The organism is Halobaculum magnesiiphilum (genome assembly GCF_019823105.1).
GTDB classification, from domain to species: Archaea; Halobacteriota; Halobacteria; order Halobacteriales; family Haloferacaceae; genus Halobaculum; species Halobaculum magnesiiphilum.
Genome location: NZ_CP081958.1, coordinates 436,506 through 459,531, shown reverse-complemented (window position 1 = coordinate 459,531; position 23,026 = coordinate 436,506). Strand labels below are relative to the sequence as shown.

General features: G+C 70.3%; 27 protein-coding genes, 3 tRNA genes and 1 pseudogene. 15 read left to right on the top strand and 16 right to left on the bottom strand.

Annotated elements, in window-relative coordinates; translation table 11 throughout:
* Both K6T50_RS02465 and K6T50_RS02460 read left to right on the top strand, forming a co-directional pair.
* Positions 1 to 1,992 (top strand): SpoVR family protein, encoded by a 1,992-nt coding sequence (locus K6T50_RS02465; protein WP_222607847.1) that lies wholly within the window; start codon positions 1 to 3, stop codon positions 1,990 to 1,992.
* A gap of 102 nt (positions 1,993 to 2,094) precedes the next feature.
* Complete coding sequence (locus tag K6T50_RS02460) at positions 2,095 to 2,895, top strand: HpcH/HpaI aldolase family protein (protein ID WP_222607846.1); 801 nt, start codon at positions 2,095 to 2,097, stop codon at positions 2,893 to 2,895.
* Between the two features lie 148 nt (positions 2,896 to 3,043).
* On the opposite strand, the gene K6T50_RS02455 is transcribed toward K6T50_RS02460, so the two are convergent.
* The 3 genes from K6T50_RS02455 to K6T50_RS02445 form a co-directional block, all read right to left on the bottom strand.
* A tRNA-Glu gene (locus tag K6T50_RS02455) sits at positions 3,044 to 3,118 on the bottom strand.
* Positions 3,119 to 3,222: 104 nt separating this feature from the next.
* Positions 3,223 to 4,200: a flap endonuclease-1 gene (gene fen, locus K6T50_RS02450; protein ID WP_222607845.1), complete on the bottom strand. Its 978-nt coding sequence runs from the start codon at positions 4,198 to 4,200 to the stop codon at positions 3,223 to 3,225.
* An 89-nt stretch (positions 4,201 to 4,289) separates the two neighbouring features.
* On the bottom strand, positions 4,290 to 4,934 hold the full coding sequence (locus K6T50_RS02445) for a GNAT family N-acetyltransferase (protein ID WP_222607844.1): 645 nt from the start codon (positions 4,932 to 4,934) through the stop codon (positions 4,290 to 4,292).
* Between the two features lie 66 nt (positions 4,935 to 5,000).
* Here K6T50_RS02445 and K6T50_RS02440 point away from each other — a divergent pair, with 66 nt between their 5' ends.
* On the top strand, positions 5,001 to 5,585 hold the full coding sequence (locus tag K6T50_RS02440; RefSeq protein ID WP_222607843.1) for a class I SAM-dependent methyltransferase: 585 nt from the start codon (positions 5,001 to 5,003) through the stop codon (positions 5,583 to 5,585).
* A gap of 60 nt (positions 5,586 to 5,645) precedes the next feature.
* Positions 5,646 to 6,080: a DUF3054 domain-containing protein gene (locus K6T50_RS02435; RefSeq protein ID WP_222607842.1), complete on the top strand. Its 435-nt coding sequence runs from the start codon at positions 5,646 to 5,648 to the stop codon at positions 6,078 to 6,080.
* Between the two features lie 47 nt (positions 6,081 to 6,127).
* Here K6T50_RS02435 and K6T50_RS02430 read toward each other — a convergent pair.
* Together K6T50_RS02430 and K6T50_RS02425 are read right to left on the bottom strand one after the other, a co-directional pair.
* A tRNA-Ser gene (locus tag K6T50_RS02430) sits at positions 6,128 to 6,209 on the bottom strand.
* A 115-nt stretch (positions 6,210 to 6,324) separates the two neighbouring features.
* Positions 6,325 to 7,071, bottom strand: coding sequence for a hypothetical protein (locus K6T50_RS02425; RefSeq protein WP_222607841.1), 747 nt, complete (start codon positions 7,069 to 7,071; stop codon positions 6,325 to 6,327).
* A gap of 60 nt (positions 7,072 to 7,131) precedes the next feature.
* Between K6T50_RS02425 and K6T50_RS02420 the strand changes: the two genes are divergently transcribed.
* Positions 7,132 to 7,350 (top strand): hypothetical protein, encoded by a 219-nt coding sequence (locus tag K6T50_RS02420; protein WP_222607840.1) that lies wholly within the window; start codon positions 7,132 to 7,134, stop codon positions 7,348 to 7,350.
* Between the two features lie 36 nt (positions 7,351 to 7,386).
* Here K6T50_RS02420 and K6T50_RS02415 read toward each other — a convergent pair whose 3' ends face one another.
* From K6T50_RS02415 to K6T50_RS02405, 3 genes are all read right to left on the bottom strand, one after another.
* Positions 7,387 to 7,983 carry a uracil-DNA glycosylase gene (locus tag K6T50_RS02415; RefSeq protein ID WP_222608801.1) on the bottom strand — a complete coding sequence of 199 codons (597 nt, stop codon included), beginning with the start codon at positions 7,981 to 7,983 and terminating at the stop codon, positions 7,387 to 7,389.
* A 449-nt stretch (positions 7,984 to 8,432) separates the two neighbouring features.
* Entirely contained in the window at positions 8,433 to 10,307 is a 1,875-nt protein-coding gene (gatE, locus tag K6T50_RS02410; protein ID WP_222607839.1) for a Glu-tRNA(Gln) amidotransferase subunit GatE, read from the bottom strand.
* A gap of 101 nt (positions 10,308 to 10,408) precedes the next feature.
* Positions 10,409 to 10,576, bottom strand: a complete 168-nt coding sequence (locus K6T50_RS02405; RefSeq protein ID WP_222607838.1) for an HVO_2901 family zinc finger protein — start codon at positions 10,574 to 10,576, stop codon at positions 10,409 to 10,411.
* A gap of 214 nt (positions 10,577 to 10,790) precedes the next feature.
* Here K6T50_RS02405 and K6T50_RS02400 point away from each other — a divergent pair, with 214 nt between their 5' ends.
* Complete coding sequence (locus K6T50_RS02400) at positions 10,791 to 11,393, top strand: winged helix-turn-helix transcriptional regulator (protein ID WP_222607837.1); 603 nt, start codon at positions 10,791 to 10,793, stop codon at positions 11,391 to 11,393.
* A 22-nt stretch (positions 11,394 to 11,415) separates the two neighbouring features.
* Here the strand turns inward: K6T50_RS02400 and K6T50_RS02395 are convergent, their stop codons facing one another.
* A complete protein-coding gene (locus K6T50_RS02395; protein ID WP_222607836.1) occupies positions 11,416 to 12,840 on the bottom strand; it encodes a class II fumarate hydratase in 1,425 nt (474 codons plus the stop codon).
* 173 nt (positions 12,841 to 13,013) lie between these two features.
* Between K6T50_RS02395 and K6T50_RS02390 the strand changes: the two genes are divergently transcribed.
* On the top strand, positions 13,014 to 13,190 hold the full coding sequence (locus K6T50_RS02390) for a hypothetical protein (RefSeq protein ID WP_222607835.1): 177 nt from the start codon (positions 13,014 to 13,016) through the stop codon (positions 13,188 to 13,190).
* 139 nt (positions 13,191 to 13,329) lie between these two features.
* Entirely contained in the window at positions 13,330 to 13,815 is a 486-nt protein-coding gene (locus tag K6T50_RS02385; RefSeq protein ID WP_222607834.1) for an SRPBCC family protein, read from the top strand.
* Positions 13,816 to 13,859: 44 nt separating this feature from the next.
* Here K6T50_RS02385 and K6T50_RS02380 read toward each other — a convergent pair whose 3' ends face one another.
* From K6T50_RS02380 to K6T50_RS02365, 4 genes are all read right to left on the bottom strand, one after another.
* On the bottom strand, positions 13,860 to 14,783 hold the full coding sequence (locus K6T50_RS02380; RefSeq protein WP_225935357.1) for a DMT family transporter: 924 nt from the start codon (positions 14,781 to 14,783) through the stop codon (positions 13,860 to 13,862).
* 254 nt (positions 14,784 to 15,037) lie between these two features.
* A complete protein-coding gene (gene queC, locus K6T50_RS02375; protein WP_222607833.1) occupies positions 15,038 to 15,850 on the bottom strand; it encodes a 7-cyano-7-deazaguanine synthase QueC in 813 nt (270 codons plus the stop codon).
* Between the two features lie 5 nt (positions 15,851 to 15,855).
* A complete protein-coding gene (locus tag K6T50_RS02370; RefSeq protein ID WP_222607832.1) occupies positions 15,856 to 16,686 on the bottom strand; it encodes a 7-carboxy-7-deazaguanine synthase QueE in 831 nt (276 codons plus the stop codon).
* Between the two features lie 2 nt (positions 16,687 to 16,688).
* Complete coding sequence (locus tag K6T50_RS02365) at positions 16,689 to 17,177, bottom strand: 6-pyruvoyl trahydropterin synthase family protein (protein WP_222607831.1); 489 nt, start codon at positions 17,175 to 17,177, stop codon at positions 16,689 to 16,691.
* A 130-nt stretch (positions 17,178 to 17,307) separates the two neighbouring features.
* Between K6T50_RS02365 and K6T50_RS02360 the strand changes: the two are divergent.
* Positions 17,308 to 17,487, top strand: a pseudogene (locus K6T50_RS02360) ((2Fe-2S)-binding protein); the annotation flags it as partial.
* A gap of 12 nt (positions 17,488 to 17,499) precedes the next feature.
* Here K6T50_RS02360 and K6T50_RS02355 read toward each other — a convergent pair.
* Positions 17,500 to 18,267 carry a sensor domain-containing protein gene (locus K6T50_RS02355; RefSeq protein WP_222607830.1) on the bottom strand — a complete coding sequence of 256 codons (768 nt, stop codon included), beginning with the start codon at positions 18,265 to 18,267 and terminating at the stop codon, positions 17,500 to 17,502.
* Positions 18,268 to 18,434: 167 nt separating this feature from the next.
* On the opposite strand from K6T50_RS02355, the gene K6T50_RS02350 reads away from it, so the two are divergent.
* The 4 genes from K6T50_RS02350 to K6T50_RS02335 all read left to right on the top strand — a co-directional run bounded on the left by K6T50_RS02350 (position 18,435) and on the right by K6T50_RS02335 (position 20,217).
* Positions 18,435 to 18,779, top strand: a complete 345-nt coding sequence (locus K6T50_RS02350) for a helix-turn-helix domain-containing protein (protein WP_222607829.1) — start codon at positions 18,435 to 18,437, stop codon at positions 18,777 to 18,779.
* A complete protein-coding gene (locus K6T50_RS02345; protein WP_222607828.1) occupies positions 18,776 to 19,126 on the top strand; it encodes a hypothetical protein in 351 nt (116 codons plus the stop codon). The genes K6T50_RS02350 and K6T50_RS02345 overlap by 4 nt, the downstream gene beginning before the upstream one ends.
* Positions 19,113 to 19,397: a DUF7521 family protein gene (locus tag K6T50_RS02340; protein WP_222607827.1), complete on the top strand. Its 285-nt coding sequence runs from the start codon at positions 19,113 to 19,115 to the stop codon at positions 19,395 to 19,397. Before K6T50_RS02345 ends, K6T50_RS02340 begins: the two co-directional genes overlap by 14 nt.
* A gap of 94 nt (positions 19,398 to 19,491) precedes the next feature.
* The gene (locus tag K6T50_RS02335; RefSeq protein WP_222607826.1) at positions 19,492 to 20,217 is read left to right on the top strand and encodes a sensor domain-containing protein; all 726 of its coding nucleotides are present in this window, start codon (positions 19,492 to 19,494) and stop codon (positions 20,215 to 20,217) included.
* A 137-nt stretch (positions 20,218 to 20,354) separates the two neighbouring features.
* On the opposite strand, the gene K6T50_RS02330 is transcribed toward K6T50_RS02335, so the two are convergent.
* Positions 20,355 to 21,188, bottom strand: a complete 834-nt coding sequence (locus tag K6T50_RS02330) for a DUF4097 family beta strand repeat-containing protein (RefSeq protein ID WP_222607825.1) — start codon at positions 21,186 to 21,188, stop codon at positions 20,355 to 20,357.
* A gap of 272 nt (positions 21,189 to 21,460) precedes the next feature.
* A tRNA-Tyr gene (locus K6T50_RS02325) sits at positions 21,461 to 21,534 on the bottom strand.
* A gap of 120 nt (positions 21,535 to 21,654) precedes the next feature.
* On the opposite strand from K6T50_RS02325, the gene K6T50_RS02320 reads away from it, so the two are divergent.
* Both K6T50_RS02320 and K6T50_RS02315 read left to right on the top strand, forming a co-directional pair.
* Positions 21,655 to 22,437, top strand: a complete 783-nt coding sequence (locus tag K6T50_RS02320) for a hypothetical protein (RefSeq protein ID WP_222608799.1) — start codon at positions 21,655 to 21,657, stop codon at positions 22,435 to 22,437.
* Positions 22,438 to 22,439: 2 nt separating this feature from the next.
* Entirely contained in the window at positions 22,440 to 23,021 is a 582-nt protein-coding gene (locus K6T50_RS02315) for a cupin domain-containing protein (protein ID WP_225935356.1), read from the top strand.
* Positions 23,022 to 23,026 lie beyond the last annotated feature (5 nt).

Here is a 23,026-nt window from a genome sequence, read left to right as displayed (position 1 = left end):
ATGATCCACGACGACAGAGTCGCGACCCGACGCGTCGCCGCCGAGCTGGAGGAGCCGGCCGAGCGGGCGAGGGAACTCGCCCGGAAGCTGGGCCTCCGGCCGTACCCGGTGAACTACTGGGTCGTGACCCACGACGAGATGAACGAGCTCATCGCCTACGACGGGTTCCAGACGCGGTACCCGCACTGGCGGTGGGGGATGAAGTACGACCGCCAGCGCAAGCAGGACACCTTCGGCATGGGGAAGGCGTTCGAGATCGTCAACAACGACAACCCCTGTCACGCGTTCCTGCAGGAGTCGAACGCGCCCGCCGACCAGAAGGCGGTGATCACCCACGTCGAGGCGCACGCGGACTTCTTCCGCAACAACGAGTGGTTCGGCCGCTTCGCGGGCGAGCGCGAGGACCCCGACGCCGCCGCGATGCTGGAGCGCCACGCGGAGACCGTCGCCGACCACGTCGACGACCCCGAGATCGACCGCGAGGACGTCGAGCGCCTCATCGACGCCGTGTTGTGTGTCGAGGACACCATCGATCAGCACCGCGCGCTCGCTGCCGAGCGCGGCGGGGACGAGGAGCTGGAGGAGGATCTGGCCGACATCGAGGAGCGGCTCGACCGGCTCGGCCTGTCGGCGGACGTGCGCGATCAGGTGTTCGACCAGGACTGGGTGGACGCCCAGCGCGACCGCGACCGCCTGCCCGAGCCCCGCCCGGACGTGCTCTCGTACCTCCGCGAGCACGGCAAGCGGTACGACGAGGAGGAGGGGAAAGCCGTCGAACGCGAGCCGTGGATGGACGAGGTGATCGAGATCCTGCGCCGGGAGGCGTACTACTTCGCGCCACAGCGGCTCACGAAGGTCATGAACGAGGGGTGGGCCAGCTACTGGGAGTCGCTGATGATGGGCGACGAGCGCTTCGCCGGCGACGACGAGTTCGTCACCTACGCCGACCACATGGCGCGGGTGCTCGGCTCGCCCGGGCTGAACCCCTACAAGCTCGGCTTCGAGATCTGGCGGTACGTCGAGAACGGCGCGAACCGCCGCGAGGTCGTCGACAAGCTGCTGCGCGTCGAGGGGGTCACGTGGCGCACCTTCCACGACGTGATCGACTTCGAGCAGGTCGCCGACCTTCTGGAGCCCGACCCGGAGATCGCGGGCGTCACGGCCGACACGCTCGACGAACTGGATCCCGAGGATCCCCGCGTCGACGCCGACGCGCTCGCGGCGGCCAAAGAGGGCGAGCTCGACGCGGACGCGTACCCGTGGGCCGTCCTCACCTACGAGGGGCTGTGCGAGCGGCACTTCTCGCTGTCGAAGCCGGCCAACCGCGGCTTCCTCGAACGGATCGGCCGCTCGGAGCTGGAGCGAATCGGGCGGTACATGTTCGACGACGAGGTGTACCCGGACGTGGCGTCGGCGCTGGCGGACGTGGACTACGGCGCCGGCTGGGAGCGCATGCGCGAGGTGCGCGAGAGCCACAACGACGTGACGTTCATCGACGAGTTCCTCACCGAGGAGTTCGTCGTCGAGGGGAACTACTTCACCTACGAGTACTCCGAGGCCGCCGAGGGGTACCGCGTCGCCAGCGTCGACCCAGACGACGTGAAGCGGAAGCTCCTCCTCCGGTTCACGAACTTCGGGAAGCCGACGGTCGCGGTGTACGACGGTAACTACGACAACCGCGGGGAGCTCCTCCTGGGTCACCGCTACAACGGCGTCGCGCTCGACATCGAGCAGGCGAAACAGACGCTCGAACGCGTGTTCGACCTGTGGGGGCGGCCGGTGAACCTCGCGACGATCGTCACCGAGTACGACGACCACGAGGTGGAGATCGCGCGCCGGCGAGGCCACGAGCCGGAGGGCGAGGAGGTGCCGATCCGGCTCCGCTACGACGGCGAGGCGGTCGAACGCCACGCGCTGGAGCCGGAGCTGGCCGAACAGATCGCGGCCGACGAAGTCGACTACGACACCACGCCCGAGGAATGGCTGGCCTGAACCGCCGGTCACACAGTCACCCTCACTACATCTCACCTCACCTCGCCCCCGCCCGGTTGGAATCCGCGGGGCGCTTTTCCGACACGCCGTCGAACCGACCGCATGACGATCTCGGAGCCCCGAAACGGCCTTCGCGCCCGGATCGAGGACGGCGGCGTCGCGCTGGGCGTGCTCGACTCGACGTACGACCCCTCGATGGTCGAACTGTACGGGGAGCTCGGGCTGGACTTCGTCTGGCTCGACATGGAGCACGGCGGGCCCGACCCCTGGGACGGCGCGACCGTCGAAGGTCTCCTGCGGGCGGCCGAGCGAACCGGGATCGAGCCGCTCGTGCGCCTCCCCGACACCGATCCGACGCTCGTGCGGAAGGCGTTGGATCTCGGCGTCCGGTCGCTGTTTCTCCCGCGGGTGGAGACGGCCGCGGAGGTGGAGGCGGCCGTCAGGTCCGCCCGGTTTCGCTACGACGGCGAGCCGGGGGACCGCGGCCTCGCCGCGCCGCGCGCGCGTCGCTGGGGGCTCAAGGAGGACTACGTCGAGGCGGAGGACCGCGAGACGCTCGTCGGCACCACCGTCGAGACGGTCGAGGCCGTCGAGAACGTCGAATCGATCCTCGATGTCCCCCATCTGGGGTTCGTGTTCATCGGCCCGCTCGACCTGTCGGTGGGCCTCGGCCACCCGGGCGAACTCGACCACCCGGCGGTTCAGGACGCCGTCGAACGCGTCCGGACCGCGGCGCTGGAGGCGGACGTTCCGGTCGGCGGGCTCGGCTTCGGCATGGACGACGTGAACGAGAAGGTCGGCGACGGCTACCGGATCCTCAATCTGGGGAGCACCGCCGGGGCGGTCCAGTCGGTGGTGGGGGATTGGCTCGACGCGTACGACGGTCCGCGTGAAGGGAGCTAAGGTTGGTCGGGAGCCGTTCGCGAGAAGTGCTCGGTCAGGGATTTGAACCACACCGGGACGGTCGACCTCGCTCCGCTCGGTCGCTGCGTCCCGTCTACTTCAAATCCCGACGCTGCGCGTGGCTCTCTCCACTCCGTTCCGAGAACCATGCTCGGTCAGGGATTTGAACCCTGGTCGTCGGCTCGAAAGGCCAACATGATTGGCCGGACTACACCAACCGAGCGCGTCTCCGACTATCCGGCGGGCAGTGTTAATCCCATCGGATCCGACCGAAAGCGTCGGAGCGTCGGTCGCATCGGTTCCGAACAGCGGCCGCCATAGGGGCGCCTACGTCCAGTCGTCGAGCCCGGTCTGGGTGAGCGCCTCCTCGATGCGCTCGAAGCCGCGCTCGACCTCGTCGGGGTCGACCTCCCACTCGTCGACGACGTACGCGCGGGCGGCGTCCACGTCCGGGGTGATCGTCGCGTCGAGGTCGTAGTCGTCGGTCACCGGCGGCGAATGGAAGAACTCCCGGATCCGCTCGGCGTTGGGGATCTCCGCGTCGCGCGCCGAAAGCACCGCGAACAGGTCGCCGTGCTCTTTCACCGCCTTCAGCGCCGTCTTCGGGCCGATCCCGGAGACGCCCTCGTTGAAGTCCGTCCCGCACAGCATCGCCACGTCGACGAGCTGTTCGAGGGTGATGTCGTGGTCGGCGAGCGTCGCCTCCAGGTCCATCAGCTCGGGATCCCCCTTCGAGGTGAGCTGGCGGAGCGTGCGCGGGCCGCCGAACAGCATCGTGTCGTAGTCCTCGCTGCCCGAGTAGTCGGCGTCGCCGACGCGGTTCATGTACGCGCACTGCGCCTCGCCCTCGGCGGGCGCCTCGACGACCGGCACGTCGAGCAAGCGGAGCAGTTCCCGGGATGTCTCGTGGATCGTGTCCGTGAGTCGCTGCGTGCGCGCCTCCAGCCGGGCGGCCTCCACGGAGTCGCCGCGCTCCTCGGCCGCCTGCCTTTGCTCCTCTGCCTTCTCTCGCGCCTCGCGGCGCTTCGCCACCTCGTCGTCCTTCAGGTCGGTGACGCCGCCGTCGAAGACGAACACCGGCGTGAGGTCGTTCTCCACGAACTTCGGCAGCCCCTGCACGATGCCGATGAGGTTCGCGACCTCCTCGCCCGCGTCAGTCGTGTAGCGGTGGTCGCTGGTGAACTTCACCGTCGTCGTGAGGTAGCGATACAGCCAGTTGTGCGCGTCCACGGCGACCACCCCGGAGAGGTCCTCGAAGGCGACCGCCTCGATGTGCGCGATGTCACGCAGGTCCGCGTTTCCCATTGTCGGCGTGTGGGGCCCGCGGCGTTTGAAGCTCCCGAGTCGCTGCGGGCGGCGACCGTCGGGGACCGTCCGCAACCGTCGGCGACCGCTCAGGCGACATCGACCGCGGGCGGTCCGCGCTCGCGCTTTCGCTCGGCGAACGCCCGCTCGCCGTCGTCCACGTCGTCGCGGGCGACGATAGTCGCCAGCCCCTCGCGATAGGTGGCCGAGTCGACGACGGCAGGCTCACCCGAGGGGCGTTCCAGTACGAGTTCCGCGATCCCCGTTTCGCGACCCGTCCATGCGAACCCGACCTTGTGGAGCGCCTCGTAGCTGTAGGCGTTGTTGACGGCGATGCGGACGCGCTCGTAGCCGCGTTCCGCGGCGCGGGCGACGACGAACGCGCACAGGCGCGGACCGATCCCCTCGCCGCGTCGCCCGCGGCGGACGGTCACGTAGCGGAGCCACAGCGCGTCGGCGTCGCTTCGGTCCTCGTTGAACGCCACCGCTCCCGCGGGCACGACGTACTCCCGTTTCGGGTCGTCCGGGAGCCGGAACACGGCGTCGTCGTCGGTGGCGCCGCCGTCGTCGGTATCCGTGTCGCCGCGGTCGCTGGTATCGGCGTCGCCGTCGGAGCCGACGGCCACAGCCTTCCCCGTACTCGACATGACGAACTTCCCCGCGTACGCGTACTCGCGGTGGTCGAGCCGGAGGACGACTCCGTCCTCGGGCCAGCCGAGCAGTCGGAACTCCACGCGTCGGCTACGCGCGGCCGCGACTTCAGCGCCACGCCTAATCTCCCGCGCCCCGTCGGGTCGGGTATGTACGGTCACGGCGACGTGGGCTTTTTCGACCGGATCTCTCCCCTGTACGACGTGTTCATGCCGCCGGCGCGCGCCGAGGACCTGCGCGCGGGACTGGCGTTCGCGCACCGCCCGCTCGAACGCGTCGTGGACCTGGGCGGCGGGACCGGCCGCGCGAGCCGAACGCTCCGGGACCTGCGGGTCGACGCGACGGTGTTCGACTACTCCGCGGGGATGCTCCGGCGCGCCCGCGAGGACGGGTTTCAGGGCGTCCGCGCCGACGCCGCGACGCTGCCGGTCCGCGACGCGAGCCTCGACGCAGTCGTCGTCGCCGACGCGCTTCACCACTTCCCCGACCCCGAGTCGGCGATCCGGGAGGTCGAACGCGCGCTGGCGCCCGGCGGCGTGCTCGTGATCAGGGAGTTCGACCCCTCGACTCGCCGCGGACGGGCGCTCGCGACGCTGGAGTCGGTCGCGGGGATGGACTCGCGGTTCTTCGAGGCGGACGCGCTCGCCGAGCTGTTCGACGACGCGGGGCTGCGCGGACACGTCGTCGAGCCCGGCTTCGGGTACACCGTCGCCGGCGTGAAGCCGAGTCCATAACGCCGGCTGGCACCGATCGCGGAACGCGGGCGTTAAGCCGGATCGGACGAACGGACGGGTATGGCAACGGACACTGGCTCGGGCTCGTTCCTCGCGAACCGGGTCGACAGGGCCGCGCTCCCGCTCGCGGTCGGCGACCTGCTCGTCATCGTCGCGTTCATCTACGCCGGCACGATCCAGCACGGAACCGTCCCGTTCCCGCCGGCCGGCGCGGGCGACGTGCTCACGCTGCTGTCGGTGGCTGCACCGTTCCTCCTCGGATGGGTCGTCGCCGCGCCGCTGATCGGCGCGTACTCCGCCGGCGCCGCCGAGTCGGCGAAGGCGTCGGTGCCGCTGGCGATCCGGTCGTGGATCCCCGCGGCCGTCATCGGACTACTCGTCCGCGCGACCCCGGTCGTCGAGGGCGGCGTCGCGATCACCTTCGCGGCCGTGATGCTGATCGTCGGCTCGGTGTCGCTGGGCGTCTGGCGGTACGTCGCCGGGCAGTTCCTGTAGGGTCGGGGCGGTCGAACCGCTCACGTGTCGCTGTTTTTCGAGAAGTTCGGTGGGGCTGGGATTCGAACCCAGGAGGCTTGCGCCATCTGCTTTCAAGGCAGACGCAATAGGCCACTCTGCCACCCCACCACACTCGGTCCTTCCGCGGTCCGCGTCTAAGTCCTAACGGTCGCCGGCCGGCGTCGATGTCCGAGCGATTCACCGCTTGGTGCCGAGTTCCGAGCGGATCGCCGGCTTCCTTCGGTCAGCCGTCGAGCACGACTGCCCCGTCGCGCACCCGCAGGCCGCGCTCGTGGACGAACGTCGCGGTGTGCTCGGGGACGACCCGCTCGGATTCGATCCGGCTCCACAACACCGGAAGCAGGTCACGCAGGTCCGCGGCGGTCTCGACGCCGACGTGCATCGGGAGGAACTCGACGCGGTGGCCGGCGTCGTTCGCGCGGTCGATGAGCGTCTCCAGCTCCGGCCCCCCGAAGGCGTCCTCGTAGTCGACGGGGGCCGTGAAGCCCGCGTAGTAGGTCCGCCCGCGCGTCGAGGGACCGAGGACGGTCTGGTTCCCGCGGAGCTTCATCGCCGCCGAGTCGATCACGGTGCGGGTGAGCAGCGGGGCGGTCCCCCGCGTCACCGCGACGGAGTCGACGCCCTCCTCGCGCAGGAGATGCGTCGCGGTGTTGCCCGCGCGCGCCGAGACTGTCGAGCCGACCTGCGGCTCGATGCGCGCCTCGGTCACGTCGTCGAGCGTCTCGCCGGCGAGCGCGCGCAGCTGTGCCTCGCTCGACGTGTCGGTCACGTGCTCGTCCGGGAGGAGGTCGTCGGGACGGTAGTTGACGAGCAGGTCGCCGCCGGAGCGCTCGACGGCGCGGAAGACGTCCTTCAGGCACGCCGCGTACAGGTCGGCGGCGTCCGCGGCCGACAGCGGGGTCGTCTCGACGAGGTCTGGCAGGGCGAGTCCGGGACGTGGCGGGTCGGCGAGGACGGCGACGACGGTCATACGGCGTGGTGGGGCGCGAGCGGCAAAGGGGTTTATCAAACGCCGCGCCGCAGCGTCGGCATGGACCTGACCGCCGCCCTCGTCCGACTCGGCTCGCTCGTGTCGGTGCTCGCCGCCGCGGCCGCGCTCGCGCTGCTGGCCGCTGGCGGCGTCGGCGCCGACGGCGTTCCGGTACTCGGGCTGCTCGCCACGTTCGCGCTCGTCGCCGGCGCGGTCGCTGTCGCGGTCGCGTGGGGACGCCGAACCGCGCCCGCTCGCTGGGAAACGCCGTACTGGTGAGCCATCCGCGCGTCGACGACCCGTGATCGCCCGCGGTCAGCGACTGCGCCGGCCCTTCGTCTGGCGGTAGTCGCGCGAGAAGACGTTCTCCCGCACGTGTTCGAGGAACCGGTCCGCGTCCGCGTCGGTGAGGTCGTCGAGGTCCTTCATCGGCAGGAGCTCGAACCCTCGGCCGCGGACGGTGGTCGCGTGTTCGGCCTCGGCGTCGAAGGAGTCGGGCGCGCGGGTGGTGTACTCGATCGCGAGCGCCTCCAGCGCGCGCTGGCCGACGGGAACGATCAGCTCGGGGTTGATCATCCGGACCTCGGCGGTGAGGAAGGCGTCGCAGTTCGCCACCTCCTCGTCGGTCGGTCCCCGGTCGGGGTGGCGACACCGCGTGAGGTACGTGGTGTAGACGTTCTGGAGGTCGGGCTCGTCGGCGTCGGGCGGCGACCGTGAGAGGCCGAGTTCGGCGAGGATCCCCTGGATCCGCTCGCCCGCCTCGTCGCCGGTGAACGGGACGCCCGTGCGCTCGGCGCCCGCGGTGGGCGCCTCCCCGAGGACCAGCACTTCCGCTTCGGCGTCGCCGTAGCCGTGGACGACGCGCTCGCGGCAGTCGACGAGCGCGGGACAGTGTCGGCAGTCGGTGTCCATCCCGTAGGGGTTCGAGAGTTCCTCCTGATGCGGCACTGATCCTGGTTCGGTGGTTGCGGGGTTTAATCGTGTGGTTGATCGGGACGAGTGGCCGTCGGTGGCGTATCGGTTCGGACTGGCTTGGATCGGACTACCGTGGTGCCGACCGCGAAAGCCCCCGCGGGGCTCGACTCGGTGCGGGCGGCGCGCTCCTCGGCTCACTCCGTTCGCCTGCGGTGCTCACCGCTCCGCTCCTTCGCCGAGCCCCGCGGCCCCTTTCAGTCCCACCCCCGGCGACCGCACCGCCGCCTCGTCCTCCCCGACCGATTGCGCTCCTCACGCTCGCTCCGCTCGCGTTGCGGTGCTCATCCCTCGCGCGCTCCCGGCGGGCACGGAGGCCCGCCGGCGCGCGCCACCACGGCTGCCTGATTAACGGGAGAATCGTGTCGGAGCCGCCGAACCGTCCCGTCTTACGCCCGTTTCTGGATCTCCTCCCGGAGCACGTCGCTGACGACCTCGCCGTCGGCCTTCCCGCGCAGCGCGCCCATCGCCTCGCCCATCAGCCCCGAGAACGCGCCCATCCCCTCGGCCTCGACCTGTTCGGCGTTGCGCTCGACGACCTCTGCGACCGCTTGGCGCACCTCGTCCTCGTCGACGCCCGACAGTCCCGCCTCCTCGACCGCCTCCTCGGCGTCGAGGTCGGGCTGCTCCGCGAGCACCGTCAGCACGTCGCCGACGCCCTCCTTCGCCAACTCGCCGTCCTCGACGAGCGCGAGCACGTCGCGGAGGTGGTCGTCGGTCAGCTCGCCGACCGGCACGTCGTGGCGGCGCAGCTCCGTCAGCGTCGACTCCAGCGTCGTCGCCGCGAAGGTGGTGTCGACGCCGTCGGCGACGACCGACTCGAACAGCGGCATCCGGCGGCCGTACGCGACCTGCTCGGCCAGCCCGGCGCCCAGCTCGTACTCCTCCTGATACCGCTCGACCTTCTCGGTCAGGAGTTCGGGCGTCTCGACCTCGCTGGGATCCGGCTCCACGGGCGGCACGTCGGTCTCGGGGTACAACCGAGCGGCGCCGGGCAGCGGACGCATGTAGCGGGTCGTGCCGTCGTCGTTGGCGCCGCGCGTCTCCTCGGGAACGTCGTTGATGGCCGTCTCCGCGCGCTCGGCGGCCGCGTCGATGGCGAGTTCGGCTGTCTCGGGATCGTCGGCGACGAGCGCGACCGCGTCGTTCTCCGCCGCGTCGACGGCCTCCCGCAGCGCCTCGACCTCGGCCTCGGTGACACCGTAGGCCGGCAGCTCGTCCGTGTGGAAGATACCGCCGGCGCCGTGGCGCTTCGCGTGATCGGAGAGTTCGGTGCCGAGCCGGCGGTCGGGGGCGATCTCTTTCCCGACGAGGCCGTCGAAGCCGGCGAGCCGGACCGCGTGGACGACGCCGCCCGAGTCGAGCGCGCCCGCGATGACGCCGGAGTCGGTGTCCGCGAAGGTGTCGGTCACGTCGACCGGGTCGCCGACGGCGGCGTCGCGCTCGCGGAGCTCCGCGGCGATGTCGACGAGTTCCTTCTGGCGGCGTACCTCGGTCTCGACGATCTCGTCGATCTGGTCGAGCGCCTGCACGCCCTTGATCTCGACGCGGGCGCCCTCCGCGATGGAGACGTTCACGTCCTGACGGATCGTGCCGAGCCCGCGCTTCACCGTGCCCGTCGAACGCAGCAGCATCCCGATGCGCTGGGCGGCCTCGCGGGCCTGTTCGGGCGTCGTGATGTCCGGCTTCGTGCCGATCTCGACCAGTGGAATTCCCAACCGATCCAGCGAGTAGCGCACGCCCTCCTCGGTCTCCTCGACGCGCTTCGCCGACTCCTCCTCCAGCATGAGGTCCTCGATCCCGACGGGCCCGTCGGCGGTCTCGATCTCGCCCTCCTGGGCGAGCAGCGTCGAGCGCTGGAACCCGGAGGTGTTCGACCCGTCGATGACGATCTTGCGCATCACGTGCGCCTGGTCGACGACGTGCATGTCGAGCAGGTCGGCGATCTGCATCGCCACCTCGAGCGCCTCCCCGTCGAGTTCGTGGGGGGGCTCGTCGTCCTCCTCGACGAGACAGGTGGAGTCGTACGCGAGGTACTCGAAGGTGCGATCGACCTGCGACTCCTCAAGTGCGGCGTCGTCGATCTCGCCCAGCTCCGACTTCGTCGGGTGGAGGTAGCGCGTGATCGTGTGCTCGGCCTCCTCGGGCTCGCGGAGCGCCGTCGGCGAGTCACAGAAGAGATTCGTCGCCGTGTCGAGCTGCTGGTGGATCTCCAGCCCCGCGACGAGGCCGAGTTCCTCGGGGTCGAACGAGCGATCGGTCATTGCGCGAACCTGCGGCGGCCGGGGAGAAAAAGGGTGTGAGTCCGTGCGGGAACCCGATCGTCACCACACCCGTCGGCCGCGGCGTCGCCGCGCCGCTCCCGTCACTCGACGCGCTTGAGGCCCTTCCCGAGCCCCTTCGCGTCACAGCCGTCCTCGGGACACGCGTAGTGCCAGCCGTCCTCGGTCGCACGTCCCTCGGGGAACTCCGTCCCGCATCGTCGACATCGCAGGAGATCCCGACCGGTGGCTCTCGCTGTGAGCTGAGGCATACCTGATACCTTCGAGCGGGAGGAATTGAACGTACCGGTCTGTTCCGGCCCGTAGACTGTCGGGATCGGATGTTTGACGGATCGACAGCCGGCGCGGCGATCGGGGGCCTTCAGTCGTCATGATCGGAGGCCACCCGCCGCGGCCGACCGACGCCGCGTCGCCGGGACCGGGCGGGGGAGTCGTTTTTCACCGCCCCGCGCGTCGCCCCGATCGATGCGCGACCTCGACGAGACCGACATGGAGATCCTCCGGATGCTCGCGGCCGACGGCCGGCGCTCCTACAGCGAGATCGGTGACGCGGTCGACCTCTCGGCGCCCGCGGTGTCGGACCGCGTCTCGCGGCTCCGGGAGTCGGGTGTCATCAGGCGGTTCACGATCGACGTGGACCGGTCGCTGCTGCGGGCCGGCACCCCGGTGTTGCTCAGGTTCGAACTCCCGCCGGGCGACGCCGGCACCCTCCGCGAGTCGCTTCGGACGAGCGAGGCGGTCGAACACGTGTTCACGACCGCCGGGAGCGACGTGCTGGCGTTCGCTCGGGTCGCCGACGACGCGGTCGACGAGTGGGTCGCCGAGGTCGTCGGCGCCGACGCGATCGACGACTACACGGTCGAGCTCGTCTCCGATGTCGACTGGAGCCCGAGCGTAACGGCGACCGAGTTCGCCCTGGAGTGTGCCGAGTGCGGCAACAGCGTCACCAGCGAGGGCGTGGCGAGCCGGGTGGGCGGGACGCTGTATCACTTCTGTTGTCCCACCTGCGAGTCGACGTTCCGAGAGCGCTACGAACGGATGGAGGAGGGCGCGGCCGAATCCGACTGAGCCGCGGTCAGCTCCGTTTCAGTTACTCCTCGCCGAGGATCCCGCGGTGGGTCATCGCCTCGGGGTCGAGCACCTCGTCGGCCTCCTCCTCGGTGAGGTACCCCTTCTCCAGCACGACCTCTCGGACCGTCTTGTCCTCCTTCAGCGCGGTCTTGGCGACCTCGCTGGCCTTGTCGTAGCCGATCGCGGGGTTGAGTGCCGTCGCCAGCGCCATCGACTGCTCGACGCGCTCGGCGGCGTACTCCTCGTTGGCCTCGAGCTTGGCGACGAAGCGCTCGCCGAACACCGAGCTCGCGTTCGCGAGCATCGCCGTCGACTGGAGGAAGTTGTGCGCCAGCACCGGCTTGTAGAGGTTGAGGTCGATCTGCCCCTCGGCGGCGCCCGCCGAGACCGCGGCGTCGTTGCCGACGACCTGCTTGTGGACCTGGTTCACCGCCTCGGCGACGACGGGGTTGATCTTCCCGGGCATGATCGACGAGCCCGGCTGGTTCTCCGGCTGTTCGATCTCGCCGAGGCCGTTCCGGGGACCGGAGGCGAGCAGCCGCAGGTCGTTGGCGATCTTGTTGAGGCTCCCGGCGACGGTGCGGAGCGCGCCGTGTGCCTCCGACATCGCGTCGTGGGCCGCCTGCGCCTCGAAGTGGTTGTCGGCCTCGCGGAACTGCGTGTTCGTCTCCTCGGAGATGTACTCCGCGGCGAGTTCGGGGAACTCCGGGTCCGTGTTGAGGCCGGTGCCGACGGCCGTCCCGCCGAGCGCGAGCTCGCGGAGGTGGTACCGCGTGTCGCCGACGCGCTTGATCCCCTTCTGGATCTGCGCGCGGTAGCCGCCGAACTCCTGGCCGAGGCGGACGGGCGTCGCGTCCTGCAGGTGCGTGCGGCCGGTCTTGACGACGCCGTCGAACTCAGCCTCCTTCTCCTCGAGGGCGGCGTGGAGCTCCTCCAGCGCGGGCATGAGGTCCTTCTCGACCGCTTCCAGCGCGGCGACGTGCATCGCCGTCGGGATCACGTCGTTGCTCGACTGCCCGAAGTTGACGTGGTCGTTCGGGTGGATGACGCGGTCGCCGATCTCCGCCCCGGAGATCTCGGCGGCGCGGTTGGCGATGACCTCGTTGGCGTTCATGTTCGAGGAGGTGCCCGAGCCGGTCTGGAACACGTCGACCGGGAACTGGTCGTCGTGCTCGCCGGCGATGACCTCGTCCGCTGCCTCGACGATCGCCGCAGCCGTGTCTTCATCCAGGTGCCCCAGGTCGCGGTTGGCCTGCGCGGCGGCCTTCTTCACGACACCGAGCGCGCGGACGAAGCGTCGCCCGAACGTGACGCCACTGATGGGGAAGTTCTCGACGGCGCGCTGGGTCTGGGCGCCCCAGTAGGCGTCCGCCGGAACCTGCATCTCGCCGAGGCTGTCGGACTCGGTGCGGAACTCCTGGCTCTCGTCGGTGTCCTCGCTCATACGCGACGCCTCGGGGGGAGCGGTCGTAAAAGCCACCGATACGGCCGTGTGTCGCCGGAAGGCGCGGGGTGTGTTGACACGGCTGGCTCACGTTCAAGTGTGACTCAGCTAATGGGTGTCACGAGGGGCGACGGGCCCCGGATCGACAGCTAACCGACACCACATCCAGGACGATGTATCCCCGACAGTCGGCCCACGGCCGGCACGACGACACGTACCGCCCTCCGACGGACCTCGCGACGGCGTTCGCCGTCGCCGCCGCGTTCCCGCTGACGCTGTTCGCGCTGGCCGAACCCGCCTTCCTCGTCGGCGCGCTCGTCGGCGCCGTCGGCGTCGCCGCTACGCGGTGACGCCCGATCGCGTTCCTCCGACCCTTTCCCCACCTCCCCTTCGTCGCTCCTGTCGCAATCAGGTGCCCGACGGCTTCGTGAAAGACCGAGCGATCGCCGCCGCCGATGCGTGTTTCACCCTGCGACCCTTGTATCGACCATGGCGACGTACCGACGACGCGTGCGAGTCGCGGCGCCGTTCGACGAGGTGTGGGAGTTCCACTCCGGCATCGGCGGGCTCGAAGCGCTGACGCCCGGATTTATGAATCTCCGTGTCGAGCGCGTCGTCGGACCTGACGGCGAGGAGAGCCCGGAAGTGCTGACCGCCGGCACGGCTATCGAGATGAGCGCCCGACCGTTCGGCGTCGGCCCGCGCCAGTCGTGGACCTCGCACATCGAGGAACGCGAGGTCGACCCGGAGGCCGGACGCGCGCGGTTCGTCGACACCATGGACGGGGGCCCGTTCCCGACGTGGCGCCACACCCACCGCTTCTACGAGAGCGGCGAGGAGGCCGTCGTCGACGACGAGGTCCGGTACGAACTCCCCGGCGGTTCGCTCGGCCGGACGGCGTCGCCGCTCGGCTGGCCGGGGTTCGAGGCGATGTTCCGGTATCGTCACCGGAAGACGCGCGAACTGCTGGAGTGAGGTCGCCCGCGACACTGTCGACGAGATCCGACCGCGACCCTTGGTTACGTCTCGCGGGCCCGCGTCGTCGTGACGACGCCCGCGAGCACCACGGCGCCGCCGACCAGCGTCACCAGCGACGGGTACTCCGCGAGCAGCACCATCGCGAGGATCGTGCTGCCGACTGGCTCTCCCAGCAGCGAGACCGAGACGACGCTGGACTCCACGTGCGCGAGCGCCCAGTTGATCACCGTGTGGCCGAACACGCCCGGCCCCGCGGCCATCGCGAGGAAGAGTAGCCACTCGTCGGTCCCGTACCCCACGAGCGGGTGCCCGCGGGCGATCGTCGCCGCGAGCAGTGCGAGCGCACACGTCCCGTAGACGACGATCACGTACGGGAGCAACGGCAATCGCTGGCGGAGCGACCGACCCAGAAGCACGTACGCGCCGGCGGCCGCGGCGCCGAGCACCGCGAGCGCGTTCCCGAGCAGCGGGTCCGGCCCGGTGATGGCGGGCGCGGCGCCCAGCAGCGTGTCGCCGACGCTCATGGCAGCCATGCCGACGAGCGCGACGCCGACGCCGACGACCGTCGTCCGGCCGATACGCTCGTCGAGCACCGCCCACGCCCCGGCGACGACGAACAGCGGTTGCGCCTGGACGAGCGTCACGCTGGCGGCGACGCTCGTCCAGCGCAGGCTCTCGAACCACGACGCGAAGTGGACCGCGAGCGCGACGCCCGAAACCCCCGCGAGCAGGAGATCTCGACGGCCGAGGTCGCCGAAGGCGGCGCGGTCGCTCGGTCGGGACACCGCGATCGGGAGCAGCAGCGCGGTGGTGAACACGACGCGGTACAGCGCCTTCACGAGGCTCGGGGCGCCGCTCAACTCGACGAGGATGGCGCTCGTCGAGATCGCCACGACAGCGACTGCGAGCCCGACCAGCGGCGGCACCCGATCCTCGAGCGCGTCGATGGCGGCGACGGTCGGCACACCCGAGGCTACGCGAGTGTGCGGGAATCCCTTGCGGTTCCGGTCTGTCAGGGAGATGCGAACTGGCGACGCGAACGCCGGCCGCGGCGCTGCGGCGCGAGCCGGCGGAACCGCGGGCGGTGCGTCGCGCGACCGCTTCACGCCCGCGGGTCAGGGTCAGGTCACGGTGTCACGGTGCGTCTGGATCCGTGATCGCTGAAGAAGGTTCGCGAGCCCGCCGGGGGCGGCGTCGCTCTCTTCGGGACGGGGCGACGCTACACCCCGGCGGTCGGGTCCTCGTCGCCGGTGTAGTCCGGGCGTTCCTCGTACTCGATCGGGTCCTCGATCCCGAGCCGCTGGAACGCCTGCAGCCGGAACGCGCAGGCGTCGCAGGTGCCACACGCGGGCGCCTCCTCTCGGTAGCAGCTCCAGGTCAGGTCGTACGGAACGCCCAGTTCGGTCCCGCGCTCGGCGATGTCGGTCTTGGAGTCCTCCACGAACGGCACGACGATGTCGATGGTCGTCTCGGGCTTCGTCCCGACGTCGACCATGCGCTCGAACGCCTCGAAGAACTCGGGGCGGCAGTCGGGGTAGCCGGAGTAGTCCTCCGAGTGGGCGCCCACGAACACCGCCTCGCAGTCGTTCGCCTCGGCGTAGGAGACCGCCATCGAGAGGAGGTTCGCGTTGCGGAAGGGGACGTACGAGGAGGGGATCTCGTCGCCCTCGCCGTCCATGTCGGCGTCCTCGACGGCCATCGAGGCGTCGGTGAGCGACGAGGCGCCGATGCGTGCGAGGTGGTCCGTCTCGATGTGGAGGAACCGATCGGTCGGGACCCCGAGTTCGTCGCGAAGCGCCTCGGCACACTCGCGCTCCTTCGTCTCGGTGTTCTGCCCGTAGGAGGTGTGCAGGAAGTGGAGGTCGTAGCCGCGCTCGCGGGCCTCGTAGGCCGTCGTCGCGGAGTCCATCCCCCCGGAGACGAGGACGACCGCTCCGGGGCGGTCGGACCGGTCGGAGCGGTCGGCGGTCGATGCTTCCGTGTCGGTTCGATCGACTGAATCGGTGGTATCGGTGGGTTCCGTGTCGGTCATAGCGATCAGGTTTCGGGGGCGTCGTTCCAGAGGTCGACGTGAATGCGCGGCGTGTACCGGAAGCCGTACTCGGCGGCCAACTCCGCGACCGTCGTCCGGGTTTCGGCCAACTGCTCGCGGGTCTGTCCCTCGGGCATGAGGAGCACCTCGTGGTCGGGTATCTGGACGCTCGCGGCGTCGCGAACGTGCTCGACGAGGTCGGTGATCTCCGACATGTCCTCCGGCCCGGTGACGACGAACTTCAGCTGGCTCTCGTAGCGCTCGACGAGCGTCACGAGCGCGTCGACGTCGATCCGGTTCGCCTCGTGGCGCTCGGTCCAGTCGGTCGCTTTCGGGTCGGCGTCGGCAGCTTCGGCGTCGGCAGCGTCGGCGACGCCGTCGCCACCGGCCCCCGCGGGAGGTCGGTCCGGCGTCGGCGTCGAGGTGGCCAGTTTCGGGCTGATGCTCGCGAGGTCGATCGGAGTGTCCTCGGGCGGAACGACGGTTCCGTTCGTCTCGACGGTCAGGTGGTAGTCGTCCCCGAGGCGTCGGAGCAGTTCGAAGCTCTCCTCGTGGATCGTGGGCTCGCCGCCGGTGAGGACGACGTGGTCGGGGTCGCGCTCGTCCACGGCCGCGACGACATCCTCGACGCCCATCCACGCGTGCGTCGGCTCCCACGAGGTGTGATACGAGTCGCAGAACCAACACCGGAGGTTGCAGCCGCTCGTGCGGACGAACGTGCTCGGGACGCCTGCCAGCTTCCCCTCGCCTTGGAGGGAGGCGAACAGCTCGTTGATCGGGAGCGCCGGCCCCTCGGGGGCAGTCGTCGAGGCGTCGACCTCGTCGCTGACGGGCATCGTCAGATCCCGCCCGCGCACAGCTCGCTCGTCTCCGACACCTCGACGGCGACCTCGGAGACGCTGTCCGGGAGGCGCTCGGTGAGCTTCTCCTCCAGTGCGACGCTCATCACCTCCGCTGTCGGCGGCGCGTCGAGGACGACGAGCGCGTCGTCGTCGCCGGACGCCTCGAACCCATCGACGAGCGGGTCGCCCGACTCGACGAGGAACCGGTGGTCCCACTCGTCGATGACGGCGGTCACCTCGCCCTTGTCGACGACCCATCCCTCGGCGCTGAGCTTGCCCGTCACCCGGACGGTCACCTCGTAGTTGTGGCCGTGCGGCCGGCTGCACTTCCCGTCGTGTCGCAGGAGCCGATGGCCCGCGGAGATCCGGATCGGCCGGTCCCCGCCGACGACCAACTCTCGCTCGCCGGCGTCGGCCAGCCGCTCGGCGACCGCGTCGTCGGGGGCGGTCCGGTTCCCATGTTCCTTAGATACTCTCTTAGTCATATCTGTGGAATATCCAGCACAGTATAAATCCCTGTTCACTCTGTGAGGGTCGACCGGGCCGGTCGCGTCCGCGGGGGGGCCTTTACGGTTCGGCGCCGAGCCTCTCGACATGAGGGAGGGAGTCGCCGACGGCGGGCGGGGTCTCTGTGCCACCTGCGGCGTCCGAGGACTGTCGACCGGCGCCGTCCCACGGCACGACCGACCCGCCGAGCGGTTCGGCTATCCGCGGCTGTCGTGTCAGGTCGTCGTCCGGGAGGCGATGACGGTCGAGCTGGTCACCGATAAACGGGTGTGGGGTGGGCGCGAGTAGCCGGCCGTCCGGTCACGCGCGACCGCCGACCGCCCGTCGAACCGCGCCCGCGATGTCGTACGTCCCATCGAGCATCAGCCGCGTGTACCACCCCGAGAGGCGCGCGAGCCAGTTCAGCAGTTGCAGCCCGACCAGCAGGACGAACGCGCCGACGAGCGCGACGGCCACCGCCTCCGCGAGGGTCGTGACGCGCCAGGCGTCGAGACGAAACACCGTCTCGTAGCCGACGAGCAGGCGGTTCCAGCCGACGTACAGCGCGGGGTGGAACTCCACCGGTCGATCGGTGACCACGCCGACGTACAGGCCCGGCTGGTCGTAGTACAGGGGCACGAGCAGGAGGCTGACGCCGGTCGTCAGTGTGCTCGTGATCAGGGTGAACGACGCCGTCCCGAGGACTAGTTTGGTCGGGAGGTACACGAGCGCCGTCCACGTGGAGCGGTCGGTCGCGAGCGAGACGAGGCGCTCGCGACGGGAGTCCCCGGGGAGTTCGGGGCCGGAGCGGTCTATCTCCACGTCCAGGAGCGCCGTCGCGAGCCACCGCTCGACCCCCGCCAGCCCGAGGGCGAACGCGACGAGGAGCGCGAGCAGCGGGATCCCGACGACCACGAACGCCAGCCCGATCCCCAGCGGGACGCCGACCGCGACGAGGAGAAAGTAGGCGAACCCGAGCGGGACCGCCAACGCGAGGTACGCCAGGTTGCGATACGTCTGGCGGCGGAACGGCGACAGGAGGAACGCGGCGACTCCCCGTCCGACGCCGACGCTCGCTCGGAGGGACATACACGCGAAAACAGTCCGATCTGAGGACATAAACGTTCGGGTCGATCCGGGGGCGCTGCAACCGTGTGCCCGTCGTTTTGGGTGTCGTCCGGGTACGCGTGGACGATGTGTCGACACCGACCGTGGATTCGGGACGCTTTTGCCGGCTGCTCGACACGACTGTGATCATGGCCGGGGACGACGGGGACGGGATCGTCGACCTCCTCGGCGACGACTACGCCCGGACGATCCTCCGGGAGACGTACGGGGACACGAAGTCCGTCGAGTCGCTCACTGAGGCGTGCGACGCCGACTCCTCGACCGTCTACCGTCGGGTCCAGCGCCTCCAGGACGCCGGTCTGTTGGAAGACGAACAGCAGCTCGATCCGGGCGGTCACCACTACAAGACGTATCGCGCCAGCGTCAGGGCGGTCCACCTCGAACTGTCCGACGAGGGGTTCGAGGTGACGGTCGACAGACCCGAATCCGACGCCGCCGACCGCTTCACGCGGCTGTACGAGGGATTCAAATGACGGGCGCGCTCGCCGGATCGGCCGCGGTCCCGACGCTCCCGACGCTCCAGACGACGACAGGCGGGTCGCCGACGGTCGTCCTGCTGGTCTTCGCCGCGCTGTTCGTGGCCGTCGTGCTCTCGCTGTATCTCGCCCGTCGCCTGTACGACGGCTACCGGGACAGCGGCGGACGACGGAGGCTCCTGCTCGGCGTCGGGCTGGTGCTCGTGACGACGGTTCCGATCCTCCTGCGCCTGCTGCTGTCGAACGTCCCCGGAACCGACCCGACGGTTCGCTCGCTCGCGGTGACCGCCAGCCAGCTCGTCGGGCTCCTCGTCGTGTTGGGGGTGATCTATGACCGCCGTTGACGCGGGCACGCTGCTGTTCCTGACGGCCGCGGCGACGGCCCTCGCCGGCACCGCCGTCGCCGTGACGGCCTACCGGGGGTACCGCCGACACGACAGCGCGATGATGCGATACCTCGCCGTCGGCATCGCCCTCGTCGCGGTCGCGCCGTTCCCGATCACCTACGGCGTCGCGCCGCTCGTCGGACTCGACGACGCGACGACGCTCCTCGCGGTGCTGTGTGCGAACGTCGCCGGCCTGCTCGCGCTGATCTACTCGCTGGACGGCACCTGACCGGGGACCCCTACTTGTATCCTTCGACGGTCCGCCGGGCGAACAGCCGGCGCTCCCGTTTTACCGGGCTTCGGGCCGCAGTACCCGCCGTCGCATGACGACGACGAACTACCGGGACGCGTTCGCCTCGTTCGCGGGCGCGCCCCTCGATCCCCGCACGTACCGAAGCCTCCTGTACCTCGCGCTCGCGGTCCCGCTCGGGTTCGGCTACCTGATCGCGTTCTCGGCGGCCGGGTCGCTGACGCTGGGGCTGAGCGTCACGATCCTCGCCCCGGTGGCGGTGCTGGGAACGCTGCTGCTGGCGGTCGCGGTCGTCTGGGCCGACGCGAAGCTGACGGCCGGCCTGCTCGGCGTCGAGGTGTCGCCGTGGTTCCCGTCGCGGGACCTCGGGATCGCGGAGTTCTGCAAGCGGCTCGTGTTCGCTCGCCCGACGTGGACCGGCCTGCTGTACCTCTGCTGGCGGATGGTGCTGGCCGTGATCGCGCTCGTCGTGTTGACGACGGGCCTGTCGCTGGCGTCGGGGCTGCTGGTCGCGCCGCTGGCGTACGGCGAGTTCCTGCTGATCGACTATCAGCTCGGGGTGTACCGCGTGAACACGCTCCCGCGGGCGCTCGGCGCCGCGGGTCTGGGTGCGCTCGTCGGCCTGCTCACCCTCTACGCCGCGAACCTCCTCGGGCGCGTCGCCGCGGCGGTCACGTCGACGCTCGTCGACGACAGCTCCGTCGTCGCCGCCGAGGGAAACAGGGACACGGAGGGTGACGGAGACGCGGAGGGCGACGGAGACGACGCTTCGGACGCCGACGCGCGAACCGACGCCTGATACGCTGGCACGCGCTTTTTTGTGACTCGTCGACCCGGAGGTTCGCCGTGGCGATCGCGACGTGATGCGGCTCGCCGTCGGGGAACCGATCGAGAACGAGGGGAGGGCCGAATCGGGGGACGGTGTTCGGCGGGGGCTCAGTTCAGCGGGGAGACCGACGCGTCGCCGGTACGGGTCTCGACGGCGAGGGAGGGGCCGCCGTCGCCGAGCGTGCCGGTCACGAGGTCGTCGGTCCGGGTCGCCTCCGACAGCGACACCCCGTCGACCGACACGTCGCCGGTGCTGGTGGCGACCCGGAGGTCGGCGTCGACGTTCCCGCCGACCGCGACCGCGACATCGCCGGTTCGCGACTCGACCCGGACGTCGCCGTCGAGGTCGGGGACATCGGCGGTCACGTCGCCGGTCTGGGTCCGCGCGCCTCGGATCGCGTCAGGATCGGCCACCGTCACGTCGCCGGTCGACGCCGCCGCCCGGACCGACCCTGAGACGCCGCGGAGGCGGACGTCACCGGTGTCCGTCTCGGCGTCCACGTCGCCGTCGACGCCGTCGACGGAGATGTCGCCGACGGAACTCCGGACGGCCGACACTGGCAGCGACCGGGGCAGCGTCACGTCGAGCGACATCGACGGGCGGCCGCCGAAGAACTCCGTGTCCCCGGTGAACTCCGAACGGAGGACGAGATCGCCCCCCGACCGCTCGACCCGGAAGGAGAGATCCGAGAGGTCCGCCGTGACGCTGCTGGCTTGCTTCGTGATCCGCACGCCGATGTCGTCGCGCGCTTCGGCACGAAGTGTCACGTCGCCCAAGTCGGTTCGAGCGACGAGCCGTTCGGCTCCGTCGACGGCGACCGTCTCGTCGCGCTCGGTTCGCTTGCCGACGAACGGCGTCGCGCCGCTGCAGCCGCCGATCGATGCCAGGAGGGCCGTTGCGCCGCCCGCGAGGACGCGGCGACGCGTGAGATCTCGGCTCACGCTCTCGCGTTCGACAGCCCACCCCTTCAACCGGTGACGAACCATGTCGGCTCGACAACTCGTGGAAACGATTATATATGGTCGTGGTCGGGAGCGACGGCAGCAACAGAAGTCCGGGTTCCCCGATTTGAATACGCCGAGACGGTTCGGGCATGCGGCTCGCTCCGCTCGCCGTTCCGGACTGCGACTCGTCTCTTCAAATCGGTTCACGGATCGGCTTCGTCGCCGCCGGCTCGGTCGCTCCGCTCCCTCGCCGTGGCGGCGACAGAAAGTCCGGGTTCCCCGATTTGAACGGGGGGCAAGCCGATCTACAGTCGGCTGCTCTACCAGGCTGAGCTAAACCCGGATACATCAACAGATACCCGCCGATTCGGACTTAAGGGTTCTCATTCGACCCCACTACGTCACGCCGAGCCACGCCCCCGTCGGGGGGTTTATCGCACGCGACGTGGACAGCGCGGATGTCATGGGCGACGACGCGAGCCGACAGACGACGTTCGGCGCCGACGGGGAACTCTCCGATCGCGACCCGGACGCCGACGACACGAACGACTTCGGCGAACCGATGGACGCCGACGAGACGCAGGGCGGGTACAACCGCTATGCGGTGTCCAGCCTGCTCCAGAAGGCGGTCCGCCGCTCCGACGAGGAGGTCGCCGCGTGGGCCGCCTGGGAACTGGCCCGTTCGGGGTTCGCGTGGAACCTCTGGGAGCGCCTCCACCTGTACGTCGTCGAGGACCTCCGTGCCGGCCAGGAGGTCGCGCTGCTGGTCGACCGCTACGAGACGCTCGCGACCGACCGCTGGGACCCCGCCGAGTGGCGCGGCCGACTGTGTGCGATCCACGCCGCGCTGGCGTGCGCACGCGCGAGTTCCTCCCGGGAGGCGCCGAACGCCGACGAGTTCTTCCGAAACGCCGCCGCCGAGCGTGCCGAGGCGCGCGAAACGGGCGGCGAGCCGCAGGTGGACTTCCCGGTCGGCGAGTTCGAGCCCGGCGGCGAGTACGACGTGGCGTTCGACAAGCACACGGGGGAGGGGAGCCGCATGGGCCGCGACGGGGAGTTCTTCAAGACCCACGGCGCCCGCGTCGGTCCGACCGGGGAGGACGAGCAAAGCGCCCGCTGGCAGCGGCTCAACATGGCGCTGCACGACGTGGACTTCTCGGGCGCGCAGGTGGCCCACGCGGTCGACCCTGTCGACGCCGACGACAAGTGGGCGGAACCGGAGTTCGACGACGGCGAAGGCGAGTAGCCGTGGAGTACGCTATGTTTCGCGACGGCAGCGACGGCGGCGACGGCGGCGACGAGGAGCGGGGAACGGTCCGGCTCGGCGACGCGCTCGGAACCGAACACGTCGCGATCAACCGCTACCGGATCGCTCCCGGCGACGGGTTCCCGAGCGGCCTCCACGCACACGCCGATCAGGAGGAAGTGTTCGTCGTCGTCGCCGGGTCGGCGACGTTCGAGACGCTCGAGGGGGACGTTCGGGTAGAGGCGGGCGAGGCGATCCGGTTCGCGCCCGGCGAGTTCCAGACCGGACACAACGACGGCGACGGCGACGACGACCTCGTCGCGTTCGCGCTCGGCGCGCCCCGCGACAGCGACGACGTGCGCGTCCCGGCGACGTGCCCCGACTGCGGGGCGGACTCGCTCCGGCTCGCCACCGACGGCGACCTGACGTTCGCGTGTCCAGCCTGCGAGGCGGAACACACGCCCGCGCCGTGTCCGGACTGCGGGAGAGACGACCTCGGGTTCACGACGGACGACGCGAACGACCCGGTCGTCGAGTGCGGCGACTGTGGGGCGCGGTTCGACGACGCGCCGCTGGAACGATAGGACGG